17 protein-coding genes are annotated in these 14,998 nt (G+C 70.8%); 8 read left to right on the top strand and 9 right to left on the bottom strand.

From position 1 onward, the window contains the following. Nucleotides 1-85: 85 nt before the first annotated feature. Together C882_RS14730 and C882_RS14735 are read right to left on the bottom strand one after the other, a co-directional pair. Nucleotides 86-700 (bottom strand): ribonuclease HII, encoded by a 615-nt coding sequence (locus C882_RS14730; RefSeq protein ID WP_009541429.1) that lies wholly within the window; start codon nt 698-700, stop codon nt 86-88. Further along, a complete protein-coding gene (locus C882_RS14735; RefSeq protein ID WP_009541430.1) occupies nt 693-2,228 on the bottom strand; it encodes a cation:proton antiporter in 1,536 nt (511 codons plus the stop codon). The genes C882_RS14730 and C882_RS14735 overlap by 8 nt, the downstream gene beginning before the upstream one ends. A gap of 172 nt (nt 2,229-2,400) precedes the next feature. Here C882_RS14735 and C882_RS14740 point away from each other — a divergent pair, with 172 nt between their 5' ends. After that, a complete protein-coding gene (locus C882_RS14740) occupies nt 2,401-3,288 on the top strand; it encodes a RibD family protein (protein ID WP_083875920.1) in 888 nt (295 codons plus the stop codon). Here the strand turns inward: C882_RS14740 and C882_RS14745 are convergent. The 5 genes from C882_RS14745 to C882_RS14765 are packed head-to-tail and all read right to left on the bottom strand — an operon-like array spanning nt 3,228 to nt 7,694. Then, a complete protein-coding gene (locus C882_RS14745) occupies nt 3,228-4,250 on the bottom strand; it encodes a lysylphosphatidylglycerol synthase transmembrane domain-containing protein (RefSeq protein ID WP_009541432.1) in 1,023 nt (340 codons plus the stop codon). The two genes, C882_RS14740 and C882_RS14745, sit on opposite strands and share 61 nt — an antisense overlap. Nucleotides 4,251-4,268: 18 nt before the next feature. Continuing rightward, nucleotides 4,269-5,207: a class I SAM-dependent methyltransferase gene (locus C882_RS14750; RefSeq protein ID WP_009541433.1), complete on the bottom strand. Its 939-nt coding sequence runs from the start codon at nt 5,205-5,207 to the stop codon at nt 4,269-4,271. Beyond that, entirely contained in the window at nt 5,204-6,256 is a 1,053-nt protein-coding gene (locus tag C882_RS14755) for a glycosyltransferase family 4 protein (protein WP_009541434.1), read from the bottom strand. The genes C882_RS14750 and C882_RS14755 overlap by 4 nt, the downstream gene beginning before the upstream one ends. Continuing rightward, on the bottom strand, nt 6,253-6,681 hold the full coding sequence (locus C882_RS14760; protein ID WP_009541435.1) for a 6-pyruvoyl trahydropterin synthase family protein: 429 nt from the start codon (nt 6,679-6,681) through the stop codon (nt 6,253-6,255). Before C882_RS14760 ends, C882_RS14755 begins: the two co-directional genes overlap by 4 nt. Before the next feature lie 29 nt (nt 6,682-6,710). Further along, nucleotides 6,711-7,694 (bottom strand): zinc-dependent alcohol dehydrogenase, encoded by a 984-nt coding sequence (locus C882_RS14765; protein WP_043645833.1) that lies wholly within the window; start codon nt 7,692-7,694, stop codon nt 6,711-6,713. An 80-nt stretch (nt 7,695-7,774) separates the two neighbouring features. Here C882_RS14765 and C882_RS14770 point away from each other — a divergent pair, with 80 nt between their 5' ends. Continuing rightward, complete coding sequence (locus tag C882_RS14770; protein ID WP_009541437.1) at nt 7,775-8,494, top strand: CDP-alcohol phosphatidyltransferase family protein; 720 nt, start codon at nt 7,775-7,777, stop codon at nt 8,492-8,494. Between the two features lie 62 nt (nt 8,495-8,556). Here the strand turns inward: C882_RS14770 and C882_RS14775 are convergent, their stop codons facing one another. Further along, complete coding sequence (locus C882_RS14775) at nt 8,557-8,838, bottom strand: hypothetical protein (RefSeq protein ID WP_009541438.1); 282 nt, start codon at nt 8,836-8,838, stop codon at nt 8,557-8,559. A 95-nt stretch (nt 8,839-8,933) separates the two neighbouring features. Further along, nucleotides 8,934-9,803, bottom strand: a complete 870-nt coding sequence (locus C882_RS14780; RefSeq protein WP_009541439.1) for an SDR family oxidoreductase — start codon at nt 9,801-9,803, stop codon at nt 8,934-8,936. Nucleotides 9,804-9,947: 144 nt separating this feature from the next. Between C882_RS14780 and C882_RS14785 the strand changes: the two genes are divergently transcribed. From C882_RS14785 to C882_RS14805, 6 genes are all read left to right on the top strand, one after another. Then, nucleotides 9,948-10,523 (top strand): MgtC/SapB family protein, encoded by a 576-nt coding sequence (locus C882_RS14785; RefSeq protein ID WP_009541440.1) that lies wholly within the window; start codon nt 9,948-9,950, stop codon nt 10,521-10,523. A 361-nt stretch (nt 10,524-10,884) separates the two neighbouring features. Then, nucleotides 10,885-11,058, top strand: coding sequence for a hypothetical protein (locus C882_RS25045; RefSeq protein WP_009541441.1), 174 nt, complete (start codon nt 10,885-10,887; stop codon nt 11,056-11,058). 224 nt (nt 11,059-11,282) lie between these two features. Further along, a complete protein-coding gene (locus C882_RS14790) occupies nt 11,283-11,918 on the top strand; it encodes a hypothetical protein (protein ID WP_152415354.1) in 636 nt (211 codons plus the stop codon). Between the two features lie 139 nt (nt 11,919-12,057). Next, nucleotides 12,058-12,915, top strand: coding sequence for a metalloregulator ArsR/SmtB family transcription factor (locus C882_RS14795; RefSeq protein ID WP_236262695.1), 858 nt, complete (start codon nt 12,058-12,060; stop codon nt 12,913-12,915). A gap of 12 nt (nt 12,916-12,927) precedes the next feature. Beyond that, nucleotides 12,928-13,980, top strand: coding sequence for an ACR3 family arsenite efflux transporter (gene arsB, locus C882_RS14800; RefSeq protein WP_009541444.1), 1,053 nt, complete (start codon nt 12,928-12,930; stop codon nt 13,978-13,980). Then, nucleotides 13,977-14,996 (top strand): ArsJ-associated glyceraldehyde-3-phosphate dehydrogenase, encoded by a 1,020-nt coding sequence (locus C882_RS14805; RefSeq protein WP_009541445.1) that lies wholly within the window; start codon nt 13,977-13,979, stop codon nt 14,994-14,996. Before arsB ends, C882_RS14805 begins: the two co-directional genes overlap by 4 nt. Nucleotides 14,997-14,998 lie beyond the last annotated feature (2 nt).

The following is a 14,998-nucleotide window of genomic DNA, read 5'->3' on the forward strand; positions in this document are numbered from 1 at the left end:
TGCCACATGATCTTGTGAGTCGCCTGGGGGCGCGACTCCATGATCTAGCGCCTGTGTCCCATCGGCCACAGGCTTTGTAAAAGTGTCACGCACACAGATCGCGCACCGGCGCGAACGACCGGCGGTGGTGCACGCAGACCCCGTGTTCGAGCATGGCGGTGCGGTGCTCGGCGGTGCCGTAGCCGGCGTTGCGCTCCCACCCGTAGTGGGGATGGTCCACCGCCAGCGCCGCCATGATGCGGTCGCGCGTCACCTTGGCGACGATGGAGGCCGCGGCGATGGACAGGCTGAGCCCGTCGCCGCCGACCACGGTCCGCACGGCGCAGTCCAGCGACAGGGCGGGCGGCTGGTTGCCGTCCACCAGGGCAACGTCCACCGCGCGTCCGAGTGCACCGCAGGCGCGGTCCATGGCCATATGGGTGGCGCGCAGGATGTTGTGGGTGTCGATTTCCGCCACGTCCGCCTGGCCGATGCCGATGACGGCGGCGCCGCAGGTTTCCAGCACGGTCAGCAACTCTTCCCGCTTGCTTGCGGTCAGCTTCTTGCTGTCGTTGAGGCCGTCGACCAGGGTGTCGGGCACGCACGCGCGGTCCAGGATGACGGCGGCGGCGACCACCGGCCCGGCCAGCGGGCCGCGCCCCGCCTCGTCGATGCCGCAGACCACGCCCGTCTCGGCCCACTCCAACTGGAAGTCAGGCATTGCGCGGGCGGTCCTTGTCGTCGGTCGCGGCGGTGGTGTCCGTGTCGGCCACGGCGGCGGGTTCCTGCTCGAGCGGCGGTTGGTCGGGGGCGGTGTCATACGCCTCCGCCGGCGCCGGCGCAAGGGGTTCCTCGGCGGGGTCGGCCTCCATGGCGGGCATGGGCTCCTCGGGCCGGTCGACGGCCGGTTCGGGCGGCGGCTCGACCGGTTCGGGAGGCGGCGGCGGGGCGGGGCGTCCGCGCAGGCGGCTGACGGCCGCATGCGAGACCCAGCCCACCTTGCGCGCCTCGGGGCCGTAGACGGTGTCCAGCACGGCCCCCAGGGTCTTCATGCGGCGCCGCCGGGCAAGGCCGCCGCCCAGGCGCCGCAGGGTGGCGAGCCACAGCGGGCTGAACATCAGGCTGAGCACGGTGACGGCGACCACGAACTGCGCCTCCTGCTGGTCCAGGAGGCCCAGCGCCGCACCCTGGCTGGAGAGCAGGAACGAGAATTCGCCGATCTGCGCCAGCGCCACGCCGGCCAGGAAGGCTTCCGGCCAGGGCGTGCGCAGCAGGCGCAGGGCGCCCAGGTTGAGCGCCGTCTTGAACAGCGTCACCCACAGCAGCACCGCCAGCACCGCGCCCAGGTTTTCCCAGACGTAATCCAGGTCCAGCAGCAGCCCGACCGAGAGGAAGAACACCATCAGCAGCAGGCTCTGGATGGGGTGGGCGGCGTGGATCATGCGGCTGCCGATGGAACTGTTGCCCAGCACCAGCCCGGCCAGGAAGGCGCCGTAGCCCGCCGACAGGCCGAGCAGGCCCGAGGCCGCGGCCCCGCCGAAGCACAGGCCGAAGGCCGCCAGCGGTGCCAGGTCGCCGTGGGCGGCGATGGTGCGGGCGAAGGGCAGTTTCACCTCGCGGCGCAAGAGCAGCCAGATCAGCCCGGCCAGGATCAGCACGGCGGCGGCGATTCGCGCTCCGTCCAGATAGCTGACCTGCTCCGGCGCATGCAGCATGGACAGCGCCAGCAGCATGGGCACCACGGCCATGTCCTGGGCGATGAGGATGCCGATGGTCAGCCGGCCGGCGGGGGTCTCGGACTCCCCGGACTGCTCCAGCAGCTTGATGACGACGGCGGTGGACGACAGGGCCACGGCGAACCCCAGCAGCACCGACATGCCCAGGTCCCACCCGGCGAAGCGGTACATCAGCAGCATCACGGCGACGCTGCCGCCCACCTGCAACAGGGTGGTGACCAGCGCCTGTTTCCACACGGTCATGAATTTCTTGACCGAAAGCTCGAGCCCGATGATGAACAGCAGCATCAGCACGCCCAACTCGGCCAGCAGGGCGACGGACTCGCGGTCGTCCACCAGCCCCAGCGCCGAGGGGCCGAGCAGGACGCCGGCGATGATGTAGCCGACGATCGCCGGCTGCCTGAGCAGATGCATCAGCAGCCCGCAGGCCATGGCGGCCAGGGCGGTAAGGGCGATGCCCGTGACGTCCACATGGGCGGCATGGGCGGCGGCGTTTGCGGCTTCTGTCTCCATGGGGCGCGAGCGTAGCGCAGGCAAGCGCCGGGTGGAACGGGGTTGTGTGTCCGCCGCGGCGGCATCATCCGTTCGCGGCCTGCCCGCGTATCCAGGCATGAAACCCGAAACGGCCGCCGCCGCGCGAACGTTTGACGGGGAGGAAGAAGCCTGACGGAGGGGACGGGCCACCATGACGCTCGACATCGACGCCGCCTGGCGGCTCATCCTGGCGGTGCATGCCGACCCGGAGGCCAGCCACACCACCGAGCACGTCACCGTCCACCCGGGCGGCGGCTGGGCGGCCAACCGTGCGCCGGCGCCCGAGGTGGCGGCATTCCTGGACCTCTACCTGCCGCTGGCGGCGGCGCCGGCCTTCGTGCTCGGCCACCTGGGGCAGAGCCTGGACGGCCGCATCGCGTGTTCAGGCGGGCATTCGCACACCATCAACGATGCGCCGAACATCGACCACATGCACCGCCTGCGGGCACTGGCCGATGCTGTGGTGGTGGGCGCCGGCACAGCGCGTGCGGACGATCCCCGGCTGACGACGCGGCGGGTCGCAGGCACCTCGCCGACCCGTGTCATCATCGCCGGCCGCGGACCGCTGTACGAGGGCCTCGGCGTCTTCACCGACCATGCCGCGCCGACGCTTCTGGTGCGCACGCCCGAAGGCCCGGCCGCGCCCCCCGGGATCGACGCGGTGACGGTGGCGGCGGACGAGGAGGGGCACGCCCGGCCGGCGGCGGTGGTGGCGGCCCTGCGGGAACGCGGGCTGGCGCGGGTGTTCGTCGAAGGCGGCGGCCGGCTGGTTTCCGCTTTCCTGGCGGCCGGCGTGCTGGACCGGCTGCAGGTCTGCGTGGCGCCGCTGCTGCTGGGCTCCGGCATCCCCGCCGTCACCCTGCCGCCCATCGAGCACGTCGATGATGCCCTGCGCCCCGCCGGCCGCTGGCTGCCCATGGGGCGGGACATGCTGTTCGACTGCGTGCTCAGCCCCGCCCACAGGGATGCGGCGCGGCATCAGCGCCGGAGCAGGACCAGCGCGCCCGGCGATGCCGACAGCAGGATCACCACGCCGTAAAGCACGCTGATCGCCACGCCCTCGGATGCCGGCAGCCCGACCACGGCCCACAGGGCGGCGGCTGCGCCCTCGCGCACGCCCCAGCCGCCCACGGTGATGGGCACGGTCATGGACAACAGCACGATGGGCACGGCCGAGACCGCCAGCACCGGGTCCAGGGTGATGCCGATGGCCTTGCCGGCCAGGTAGAAGGTGCCGAGGAAACTCGCCACCACCGGCAGCGAATACAGCACATGCATGAGGAAGTGGCGCGGCCCGAACAGCACCCACCGCCCGTCGCGCAGAAACTGAAGGACGCGCCCCGGCTTGTCGCCCGTGCGGGCACCCGCATCCAGCCGGCGCAGCACCAGCATGGACGCCGCGACCACCACCGCCAGGCCCAGCGGCACCAGCGCGAACGCCCAGAGCGGCAGGGTGTCGCGGATGGTGCCCGGCAGCGTCAGCACGCCGACGATCGCCACCAGGACCAGCGTGATCTGGCCCGAGGCGCGCTCGAACAGCACCCCGCGCGCGGCGGCGCCCAGCCCCTCGGTATGGCGGCCGAGGCCGCTGTTCCTGCCGTTGCCGTTCGCCGCCCCGTTGTCGTTGCCGTTGCTGTTCCCGTTCCCGTTTCCGTTCCCGTTCCCACTGGCGCGGCCCTTGTCGCGCCAGGCGCGGACCAGGTCGCCGGGCACGCCGCCCGGCAGGGTCTGGTTGAGCAGCACCGCCAGGAAGTATTCCGGCACGGCGCGGTTCAGGCTCAGGTCGCCGCCGAACTGGCGCGTCATGTAGCGCCAGCGCAGGGCGGAGAACACGTAGTGCGGCAGCGCGGCGGCCAGGGCGGCCACCAGCCACTCGGGCCGTACGCCCGCCAGCTTGTCGATGATGGCCCGGGTATCGAGGAAGTAGGCGACGGTCCCCAGCACCGCCACGGTGGCGGTCAGGCGCAGGGCACCCAGAGCGCGTTTCCGGCCTTTGTCCATGGTTGAAGCCGGTCCGCCTCAGGGATGCGCCAGAAGGTCGACGTGGCCGACGCGCAGGCGGCTGTGGCCGTCCTCGATGGCCTGCAGGCGGCGGTCGAGCCACTGGCTTACGCGCGGCTGCTTTTCCGGCGGCGCCAGCTCGGCCGCGGCGGCGGCGATGCCCCGTGCCATGGTGCGCTGGAAGCCCCGGGCGTCGGGTGCGGCGTCCCAGTCGCTGGGCTCGGTGGTCACGCGGTAGCCGGCGGCGGTGAACAGGTCCGCCATCACCTGCGGCGCGTCGGGGCCCAGTGCCGGGCCGAAACCCTTGTCGCCGTGCTGGTGGCGATTGAACAGGGACAGGATCTCATCGTCCATGGGATCGACGGGCGTCCACCGCATCTCGCCGTTGTAGGTCAGGGCGAAGTAGGCCAGCGCCCCGGCCGCCACGATACGGTCCACCAAGGTCTTCACCCACTCGCGCGAGACCAGGTCCATGAGTGCGGCGCTGGTCACCAGATCGCGGCCGGAGATGTCCAGGGAGGACACCGTCTCGGCCAGGTCCTGGACCTCCAGCACGATGCGGTAGCGAAAGTGGTCCTCCTCGCCATCCAGGCTCAGCACCGTCTCGTCGGCGTTCTCCCAGCGTTGGACCAGGCCGCGGCCCTCGGCCCAGGGGCGGGTGCGGTGGGCCAGGTCGGACAGCAGGACCGGGTCGTTGTCGATGACGTGCCAGGTCTGGCGCGCATCCAGCGCCGGGGCCAGCGCGCGCAGGTTCGAGCCGGTGCCGCAGCCCAGGTCGACGATGGTCAGCGGGCGGCCCGTCGGCAGGCGCGAGGCCAGGCGGTGGACCAGCGCCACCGGGCGGGCCTCCAGGTCCAGGGGCTCGCGCAGGGACAGCCAGTCGGTGGAAAAGCCTCCCGACGGAGGCTCGGGCGCGGACGACGGCGCGGGCGTGTCGGCGGCGGCGGGAGCGGTCATGGGGAAACCTCCAGGGCGGCGGCGAAGCGGTCGGCGGTGGCGGTCCAGTCGGGCAGGGCGTCGCGGGCGGCCAGCGCGCTCTCGCGGAGGCGCCGGCGCAGGGCGGCGTCATCCATGACGCGGGCGAGAGCCTGTCCCAGCGCCACGGCATCGGCCGGCGGCACCAGCAGCCCGGCGCCTTCGGGCACGGTGTCGGGAATGGCGCCGCCGGTGGTGGAGACGATGGGCAGCCCGCGGGCCAGCGCCTCGGTCAGCACCATGCCGAAGCCCTCGTAGTGGGAGGCCAGCACGAAGACGTTGGCCGCGGCGTAGGCCCGGTCCAGACGCTCGGGCGGCAGGGCGCCCGTCAGCGTCACCCGGTCGTCCAGACCGCGCGCGGCGATCAGGTCGCGCAGGGCCTGGGCCGTGGCAGGATCATGCTCGCCGGGGCCGGCGATGGTCAGGTGCCAGGGTCGGCCGGCGAGCGGGGCCAGGGCCTCGATGAGCACGTCGTGGCCCTTGCGCGGGATCAGCGAGCCGACGCTCAGCAAGGCCGGCCCCTCCGTTCCCTCGCCGCAGCCGGGCGCCGCCTCGGCGCGGTCGGTGCCGGGGACGACGACGGTACAGGCGTCGGCCGGCACACCAAAATCGCGCACCAGACTGTCGCGCGTGGCGGGGCTGGTGACGATGACGTGGCGGGCGGCCTTCAGCGCCACCGTCTCGCTGGTGCGCAGGCGGGCGGCGGCGGCGGCCGAAAGGCCGGTCTCCAGCGCCAGAGGGTGGTGCACCAGGGCCACCAGCCGCAGCCGGCCGGCGTGGGCGGTGGCTGCCTCGGGCATGGCGCCGAAGGCCAGGCCGTCGACAACCACCAGCGCGCCGTCGGGCAGCGACGCCAGAAGATCGTCGGCGGCCTTCAAATCGGCGGCGTCGGGCGTCGGGAAGCGGTCGGGAAGCTCGTGCACCTCCACCGCCATGCCGCGCGCCCGCAGGCCCTCGACCACGCGCCGGTCATAGATGGTGCCGCCGGTCTGGCGGTCGATGTTGCCGGGCAGGACGAAATGCAGGGTCATCGGGCCTCCGCGCCCGAGGCCGCGCCGTTCAGCGGACCTTCGAAGGCGGCCCAGGCGACGTGGCTTTCGTGCAGCGTGACCTTCATGCCCGTCAGCCCTTCCGCATTGGCGCCCAGGGCGCCGTCGTGGACGTGGCGGGCGATGCGCTCGAACACCGCACCCGCCAGGAATTCGGTGGTGGTGTTCTGCCCCGCAAAGGCGGGCTCGTCGTCGAGGTTGCGGAAGTTCAGCTCCGACAGGACGTCCTTCAGCAGCGCGTGCGCGGCGCCGATGTCGACCACCACCCCGTCCGGGTCCAGGCGCGGGCGGCGGAATTCCAGGTCCACCGTGTAGGTGGCGCCGTGCAGGGCCTGCGCGGGGCCGAAGGTCTCGCCGGTGAAGCTGTGGGCGATCATGAAATGGTCGCGAACGGTGACGCTGTACATCGGCGTCGCGGTCTCCTGTGGTTGTGCGGTCAGTCGTAGACGATGCGGTGGCAGAGCACGCCCGACCCGGGCGCGGTGAGGCGCGGCATGACGTCCGGCATCTCGGAAAACCGGCTCTCGCCCGTGATCAACGCCTCCAGGGCCGGATCGGTCAGCAACTCCAGCGCCGTCGCCATGCGCTGGGCGTGGGTGCGGCGGGCGCGGCGCGCCGGCGAGACGCCGCCCACCTGGCTGCTGACCAGGCGCAGGCGGCGGCTGTGGAAGGCCTCGCCCAGCGGCAGGGGCACGACGGCATCGCCGTACCACGACAGGCAGAGCACCGTCGCCTCGTATCCCGTCAGCCCCAGCGCCGTCGCCAGGGCCTCGGGCGCGCCGGAGGCCTCCACCACCAGGTCGGCGTCGGCGGGCGCCTCGGCCGGTGCGGCGAAGTCCAGGCCGAGCGCCGCCGCCAGGCCGGCGCGGGCCGGGTCTATGTCGCAGAGCGTGACGCGGGTGCCCGGGATGCGGGCGCCGAGCCATGCCGTCAGCGCCCCGACCACGCCCGCGCCCAGCACGACGATGCGGTCGCCCACCCGCGGGCCGGCGTCCCACAGGCCGTTGACGGCGGTTTCCATGTTGGCGCCCAGTACCGCGCGCGCTGGCGGCAGCCCGTCGGGCAGGGGCACCAGCATGGCGGCGGGGGCGACATAGCGGTCCTGGTGCGGATGCAGGCAGAAGACGCTCCGGCCCGCCAGATCGGGCGGGCCTTGGTCCACACGTCCGACCGAAGCGTATCCATATTTGACGGGACAGTGAAAGTCGCCCACCTGAAGCGGCGCGCGCATGGACTGCCACTGGCTTTCCGGCACCCGGCCGTGGAACACCAGGCTTTCCGTCCCGCGGCTGACGCCCGAATACAGGGCCGTCACCAGCGCCTCGTCCGGGCGGGGCGCGGCCAGGGGCTCGCGCCGCAGTTCGCCGCGGCCGGGGGCGACGGTCCAGAAGGCGGTGCTGTGGCTCGGGTCGGTGGGCATCGGGTCCATCAGGGTAGAGGAGGGATCGGGAGCATGTCGAGTTTCTACGCGCCGACACCGGCGTTCGGAGCACCGCAACCATGAGCGCCACCGTCCGCGACGTCCTGTGGCACCTGGCGGCAGGGTTCGTCCTGCTGGCGGTGCTGCTGGCCATGCCGACGGCGGCGCTGGACCTGCCGGTGCGCTTTCCGGTCACCGGTGTGGCGGTCTATCTGGCAGCGGTGCCGCTGATTCTGGCCGTGCTGCCTGACCACCTGCCCGGCGACCGCTTCGGCCCCGCCAATGCGGTGACGCTGGTGCGCCTGTCCGCGACCGCGGTGCTGTCGGCGGCCCTGGCCCTGACGCCGGGGGAACTGGCGGACGCGCGGCTGGAGTGGTTCCTGGCGGTGCTGGCGTTCGGCGCCTTCATCCTGGACGGCGTGGACGGCTGGATCGCCCGGCGGGCGGGCGTCGACAGCGCGTTCGGCGCCCGCTTCGACATGGAACTCGACGCCTTCGTCACCCTGGTCCTGGCGGCGCTGGTGTGGCGCCTGGACATGGCCGGAGCCTGGGTGCTGGCGGCCGGCATGCTGCGCTATGCCTTCATCGCCGCGGCTGCCCTCTGGCCGTTGCTCAAGGCCGACCTGCCGCCCAGCAACCGCCGCCGCTTCGCCTGCGCGCTGATGGTCGGCACGCTGTCGGCGGTCATCGCGCCGGCGATCCCGGCGGCGGTCTCCGTGCCCGCCGTGGCGGGGGTGCTGGCCTTTCTGGCGTGGTCGTTCGCGGCGGATGTGGCGTGGCTCCTCAGGCACAAGCGATGAGCGCGGCAGAAAAACGGCCGGGCGTAGCGGCCCGGCCGTGACGTCTGGCGCGCGGACGGGGGTCAGCGCGATGGCGCGTGGTGGTTGGTGCCGTTGCGCTCCCCGGTGTTGGTGCCGGTGCGGCGCTTGGTCATGACCATGTAGACCAGCCAGCCCAGGCCGGTGATCACCAGGAAGGCCGCCGTCGCGATATCGGCCAGGGCGATGATGTCGTGACCCACGTGGCGCTCGGCGATGGGGCCGCCGATCATGATGAACAGGCCGCCGACGATGGCCAGTCCGACCCAGATCTTGAACAGCATGCGACGGGTCTTGCCGTCGGACTTCGGGGTGTTGGCAACCATGGAACTTCTCCGTCCGGTTGTGCCGGTGCGGCGTGTCGACCGCTTGCGTGAATCACGCTACGCAGGCCCGTCTGGTTGCGGATCGGTGCCCCGGCTCAGGTGTTGACCACCTCGCCGCCGTTGGGATGCAGCACCTGCCCGGTCATGAAGGCGGCATCGCCGGAGGCCAGGAAGATGTAGCTGGGCGCCACCTCGTCGGGCTCGCCGGGCCGGCCCATGGCGGTCTTCTCGCCGAAGTGCTGCAGGTGGTCGGGGTCGAAGCTGGCGGGGATCAGCGGCGTCCACACAGGCCCCGGCGCCACGCCGTTCACCCGGATGCCGTCGTCGGCGACGTTTTTGGCCAGCGACCGCGTCAGGGCGGTGATGGCGCCCTTGGTCGCCGCGTAGTCGATCAGGTGGCCGGAGCCGCGGTAGGCGGTGATGGAGGTGGAATTGATGATCGACGGCCGCCGCCCCGCCTTGGCGCTCTCGCGCAGGGCGGGCAGGGCGGCTTTGATGATGTCGAACATGCTGATGACGTTGGTGTGGAACGTGCGCTCCACCTGCTCGCGCGTGATTTCGTCGAAGCTGCCCACCGAGTGCTGCTCGCCGGCGTTGTTGACCAGGATGTCCAGGCCCCCCAGCGCCGCGATGGCCTCGTTCACCAACTCGTGGCAGAAGGCTTCCGCGCCGATGTCGCCGGCCTTCAGGTGGCAGGCGCGGCCCGTCTCGCGCACCAGCCGGGCGGTTTCCTCGGCGTCGGCGTGCTCCTCCTTGTAGGCGATGAAGACGTCGGCGCCTTCCTTGGCGAATCCGATGGCCGTGGCGCGACCGATGCCGCTGTCGCCGCCGGTGACCAGCGCGCGCATGCCGTCGAGCTTGCCGGCGCCCTTGTAGCCGGCCATTTCGGCGCGCGGCTTGGGCGTCATCTTGTCGCGGGTGCCCGGTTGGTCCTGCTGCTGCTTGGGAAGCGGCGTTTCTGCCATGACGGAAGGCCTCTCGCTTGGATGGGAGCGGGATGGGGCTTTCCGGCGCAACGTTGCTGCCGAGACTGCCGTTGCGCGGCGGCAACCAGCGGCGGAAAAGGCGCGTTCGGGCTCTACCCGGACATCCTTGGACGTCACCAGTTGATGGAAGCAATCTACGACAAGCTCCAGACCCATCTGACCCTGGGCGAGATCGCCGCGCGCCTGGGCATCGCCATCGTCTTCGGCGGCCTTTTGGGGCTGAACCGCGAATGGCTGCACAAGCCGGCGGGCCTGCGCACCCACATTCTGGTGGCGCTGGCCTCGGCGACCTTCGCCGTGCTGGCGCGCGAGTTGTTCCTGGACGCGGTGGACGAGGGCGGCCGACCCGACCCCGTGCGCGTGGTGGAAGCCGTGGTGACCGGCGTGGCGTTCCTGGGCGCCGGCACGATCATCCAGCAGAGCGGCAGCGTCGAGGGCATGACCACCGGCGCCTCCATCTGGTTGGCGGGCGCCATCGGCGTGGCGGCGGGCTCCGGTCACTTCGTGGTGGCCGGCATGACCACCCTGATGGGGCTGGTCGTGCTGATCCTGGTCAATGAACTGGAGCGCCGCGTCATCCGGCCCCTGAGCAGACGCACGCCAGAGGGGCGCCGCGCGCTTGAGAAGAAACGACGGCGCGAGGAAGCCTACGACAAGGACGGCGCCAAGAGCACCTTCCCGCTCAGGCCCAAGGAATAAAGCCACTGTTGTGGTGGCGTCGAAATGCCACGAAAAATTGAACGGCCGCGAGAACGGGCCGTCCTTGCGCCGCGTAGGTGCGGTGAAGGGTCCTGTTGCTTCCCTGCTCGGACGCTTCCTCCAGCCCCTGTCATCCCCCCCCAGGGGCTCCCTCCCTGTACCTGAGCCCGGGCGCTTCCGTCGTGGAGCGTCCGGGTTTTTTTCGTCCGCCCGACCCCTGGTGATGGTCCGGCTTCTGTCCTTGGCCGTAAACGGTCATGCAACAGCCAATTCGGCTCGGCCGTTGGTCAGGCAAAAGAGGGCGCAAGAGGCCGGCCAAGGCTCGGCGCCCCGGGATTTGACGAAGACGGAGGCACTTCTCATGAATACGCGCGATTATTCCGCCCTTCTGACCCGCATCGGCCGCCTTGAGCGCCGCGTCACCAAGCCCGACAGCGACCGGGCACTGGAGCTTTACACCCTCAAGGCCGCGGCCATCGCCGTCGCCGAGGGGCACGCCAAGCCGGGCGAGATCGACCTGGGCGACCGCCTGTAGACGACATTTCCTGCCCGTCGCGGAACGGCCGCCGGATTTTCCGGCGGCCGTTTTCGTGTCTGCACCCCCAAATGGCTTGAGAGCCTGCGAAAAGACCGGCGCGGTGCTGTGAAATATTCGTGTCCGCCTCGGCTTGGGGAACGGGGGGACCGCGGCGCCGTTGATTCGGTGAATTCTGGAGCGGGGCAAGTCCGCTTTCCGCAGACACTCAGGAGGACCGACCCATGCCGAGGATGTTGACGAGTGCCGTCGCTATTCTGGCGCTTGGCATCGGAATGCCCGCCCTGGCCGCCGACGAGGTGCCCAAGACCGAGGCCACCGGAACCGAAGCTGCGGCCGAGCAGACCGAGCAGATGCCCGAACAGGCCGCAGATGATGCCGGCATGGCCGAGGGGCAGGACGAGCAGGCGGCCGAGACGGACATGACCGAGGACGAGGCGGCCCCCGCCGACGAGGCGCAGGCTGCCGAGGATACCGGGATGGCCGGGGACGAACAGCCGGCCGAGGCGGGCATGGCGGAAGGTGAGCCCGCCGCCGAAGACGCGCCCGCCACCGCCACCGCCGGGGACACCACCGGTTCGGGCGGCCCCGCCGAGCAGGTGGACTGGGCCCAGTACGTGGGCATGCCGCTCATGTCCGACACCGGCGAGGAACTGGGCGAGATCTCCACCGTCGTCGCCGGCCCTGACGGCCAGACGCTGGTGATCATTGAACGGGGCGGCTTCCTGGGCCTCGGCCGCAAGCAGTACGCCATGATGCCCCAGGACCTGCGGGTGGACGGCGAAACCGTCGTCGCCCCCATGACCAGCGACCAGATCGCCGAAATGCCCGAATACGAGGAGCCCGAACCCACCGAGTAACGTCCAGCCGACCAACTGCGGAGGCCGCTACATCAGGGCCCGCCGGCACCGCGCCGGCGGGCCCTTCTTCATGGTGGTCCTGAAGCAGTCGCGGAACTGTCATTTGAAACTGGTTTGGAATTCTGGAACAGTCATCCGCATGACGATGACCACCCGCGACGCCGCAACCCTGTTGTCCGCCCTGTCCAGCGAGGCCCGCCTGTCGGCCTGGCGCCGCCTTCTGGAAGCGGGCGCGGCCGGCATGACGCACGGCGACCTGGCCGCAGCCTTGGGCATGCCCAAGCCGACCCTGTCCTTTCACTTGCGCGACCTGCGTCAGGCGGGGCTGGTGGAGAGCCGGCGCGACGGGCGGACCATGGTCTACACCGCCAGCGCGCTGGCCGGAGAGGCCCTGGCGGCCTTCCTGATGGAAACCTGCTGCGGTCACCGGCCGGAACTATGTCTCGACCGCCCCGAGAAGGAGGGGAGCCCCATGAGCCTCGCGCCCGACAAGGTCTACAATGTCTTGTTCCTGTGCACCGGCAACTCGGCCCGCAGCATCATGGCCGAATGCATTCTCCAGCGCGAGGGGCAGGGCCGCTTCCGGGCCTTCTCCGCCGGCAGCACCCCGCGCGGAGAGATCGCGCCGGAGGCCATGAACCTGCTGGTCCGCAACAACTATCCCACCGGCCACCTGCGGTCCAAGAGCTGGGACGAGTTCGCCAAGGACGGCGCGCCGCGGATGGACTTCGTCTTCACCGTCTGCGACGACGCGGCCGGGGAAGTCTGCCCGGCGTGGCCCGGCCAGCCCCTGACGGCGCATTGGGGCGTGCCCGACCCGGTGGCCTTCGAGGGCGACGCGCGCCAGCGGGCGCTGGCCTTTGCCGACACCTTCCGCATGCTGACCAACCGCATCAGCGTCTTTTGCGCCCTGCCGCTGCGCTCGCTGGACAAGCTGACCCTGCAAAAGCGCCTGGACGACATCGGCGGCATGGACGCCAGCGCCGGCGCGGCCTGAGAGACGGAACGCATGGGTTTCTTCGAACGCTATCTGTCGGTCTGGGTCGCGCTGTGCATCGTGGCCGGCGTCGGCCTGGGCACGCTGTTGCCTGCACCCTTCCAGGCGCTCGGCCGGCTGGAGGTGGCGCAGGTCAACCTGCCCGTCGCCGTGCTCATCTGGGCCATGATCGTGCCCATGCTGCTGAAGGTGGACTTCCGCGCCCTGACGCGGGTGCGGGAGCACTGGCGCGGCGTCGGCATCACGGTCTTCGCCAACTGGGCGGTGAAGCCCTTCAGCATGGCGCTTCTGGGCTGGCTGTTCATCGGCTGGCTGTTCCGCCCGTGGCTGCCGGAAGCGCAGATCGACAGCTACATCGCCGGGCTCATCATCCTGGGCGCCGCGCCCTGCACCGCCATGGTGTTCGTCTGGAGCCACCTGACCAACGGCGAGCCGCACTTCACCCTCAGCCAGATCGCCTTGAACGACACCATCATGGTGTTCGCCTTCGCGCCCATCGTGGCCCTGCTGCTGGGGCTGTCGAGCATCGTCGTGCCGTGGGAGACGCTGCTGATCTCGGTCGTGCTGTTCGTCGTGGTACCGGTGATCGCCGCCAACCTCTGGCGCCGGGCCATCCTTGCGCGCGGCGGCGAGGCGGCGCTGAAACGTACGCTGGATCGCCTGGGGCCGGTCTCCATCGGCGCGCTGCTGCTGACGCTGGTGCTGCTGTTCGGCTTCCAGGGAGAGCAGATCATCGACCAGCCGCTCATCATCGCGCTGCTGGCGGTGCCCATCATCATCCAGGTGTTCTTCATCTGGGGCCTCTCCTACCTGCTGAACTGGTGGAGCGGCGAGGCCCACTGCGTGGCGGCGCCGTCGTCGCTGATCGCGGCGTCCAACTTCTTCGAACTGGCGGTGGCGACGGCCATCGGCCTGTTCGGCTTCGAGAGCGGGGCGGCGCTGGCGACGGTCGTCGGCGTGCTGGTGGAGGTGCCAATCATGCTGACGGCGGTGCGCATCACCAACGCCACCAAGGGCTGGTACAAGCGGCGAACGGCCGCCACGGCAAGGGAAGAGGTATCGTGACCATACACATCGGTATCAACGGCTTCGGCCGCATGGGGCGCTTGGCGGCGCGGGTCCTGGTGGACGCGCTGGAGACGGACCTGGAGATCGTCGCCGTCAACGAGATCAAGGGCGGGCCGGAGACGGCCGCCCACCTGCTGGAGTTCGACACGGTGCACCGCCGCTGGCCCCGCGCCATCGGCTGGGATGCTGACGGCCTGACGGTGGAGGGGCGGCGCTGGGCGTTCTCGGACGCCGCCAGCCCGGCGGACATCCCCTGGACCGGCGACGACGTGGACATGGTGCTGGAATGCTCCGGCGCCTTCCGCACGCCCGAAAGCCTCCAGCCCTATTTCGACCGGGGCATCCGCAAGGTGATCGTCGCCGCCCCGGTGAAGGACGAGCGCGCGCTGAACGTGGTCATGGGGGTCAACCACGACCTCTACGATTCCGACCGCCACCACCTGGTGACGGCGGCGTCGTGCACCACCAACTGCCTGGCGCCGGTGGTCAAGGTGATCCACGAGAACATCGGTATCGTCCACGGTTCCATCACCACCATTCACGACGTCACCAACACCCAGGTCATCGTGGACGCGCCGCACAAGGACCTGCGGCGGGCGCGGTCTGCGCTCAACGCGCTGATCCCCACCACCACGGGCTCGGCGACGGCCATCGCGCTCATCTACCCGGAGCTGAAGGGCAAGCTGAACGGCCATGCGGTGCGGGTGCCGCTGCTCAATGCCAGCCTGACGGACTGCGTGTTCGAGGTCGCCCGCGACACCACCGCCGACGAGGTCAACGCCCTGTTCCAGGCCGCCGCCGAAGCAGGGCCGTTGAAGGACATCCTGGGGTTCGAGAGCCGGCCGCTGGTCTCCACCGACTTCACCGACGATCCGCGCTCCACCATCATCGACGGGCCGTCGACCATGGTGGTCAACAAGCGGCAGGTTAAGGTCTACGCCTGGTACGACAATGAATGGGGCTATGTGAACCGCATGGTGGAACTGGCCGCCATGATGGCCGGACGGCTGTAACC

It is taken from the genome of Caenispirillum salinarum AK4 (assembly GCF_000315795.1).
GTDB classification, from domain to species: Bacteria; Pseudomonadota; Alphaproteobacteria; order Rhodospirillales; family Rhodospirillaceae; genus Caenispirillum; species Caenispirillum salinarum.

What these genes read in the sequence shown, in the direction of transcription:
- C882_RS14795 (WP_236262695.1), top strand. Translation starts at nt 12,058, where the DNA reads ATGACGATGACCACCCGCGACGCCGCAACCCTGTTGTCCGCCCTGTCC.
- C882_RS14755 (WP_009541434.1), bottom strand. Translation starts at nt 6,256, where the DNA reads ATGACCCTGCATTTCGTCCTGCCCGGCAACATCGACCGCCAGACCGGC.
- C882_RS14785 (WP_009541440.1), top strand. Translation starts at nt 9,948, where the DNA reads ATGGAAGCAATCTACGACAAGCTCCAGACCCATCTGACCCTGGGCGAG.
- C882_RS25045 (WP_009541441.1), top strand. Translation starts at nt 10,885, where the DNA reads ATGAATACGCGCGATTATTCCGCCCTTCTGACCCGCATCGGCCGCCTT.
- C882_RS14775 (WP_009541438.1), bottom strand. Translation starts at nt 8,838, where the DNA reads ATGGTTGCCAACACCCCGAAGTCCGACGGCAAGACCCGTCGCATGCTG.
- C882_RS14745 (WP_009541432.1), bottom strand. Translation starts at nt 4,250, where the DNA reads ATGGACAAAGGCCGGAAACGCGCTCTGGGTGCCCTGCGCCTGACCGCC.
- C882_RS14735 (WP_009541430.1), bottom strand. Translation starts at nt 2,228, where the DNA reads ATGGAGACAGAAGCCGCAAACGCCGCCGCCCATGCCGCCCATGTGGAC.
- C882_RS14770 (WP_009541437.1), top strand. Translation starts at nt 7,775, where the DNA reads ATGAGCGCCACCGTCCGCGACGTCCTGTGGCACCTGGCGGCAGGGTTC.
- C882_RS14790 (WP_152415354.1), top strand. Translation starts at nt 11,283, where the DNA reads ATGCCGAGGATGTTGACGAGTGCCGTCGCTATTCTGGCGCTTGGCATC.
- C882_RS14750 (WP_009541433.1), bottom strand. Translation starts at nt 5,207, where the DNA reads ATGACCGCTCCCGCCGCCGCCGACACGCCCGCGCCGTCGTCCGCGCCC.
- C882_RS14760 (WP_009541435.1), bottom strand. Translation starts at nt 6,681, where the DNA reads ATGTACAGCGTCACCGTTCGCGACCATTTCATGATCGCCCACAGCTTC.
- C882_RS14765 (WP_043645833.1), bottom strand. Translation starts at nt 7,694, where the DNA reads ATGCCCACCGACCCGAGCCACAGCACCGCCTTCTGGACCGTCGCCCCC.
- arsB (WP_009541444.1), top strand. Translation starts at nt 12,928, where the DNA reads ATGGGTTTCTTCGAACGCTATCTGTCGGTCTGGGTCGCGCTGTGCATC.
- C882_RS14730 (WP_009541429.1), bottom strand. Translation starts at nt 700, where the DNA reads ATGCCTGACTTCCAGTTGGAGTGGGCCGAGACGGGCGTGGTCTGCGGC.
- C882_RS14740 (WP_083875920.1), top strand. Translation starts at nt 2,401, where the DNA reads ATGACGCTCGACATCGACGCCGCCTGGCGGCTCATCCTGGCGGTGCAT.
- C882_RS14780 (WP_009541439.1), bottom strand. Translation starts at nt 9,803, where the DNA reads ATGGCAGAAACGCCGCTTCCCAAGCAGCAGCAGGACCAACCGGGCACC.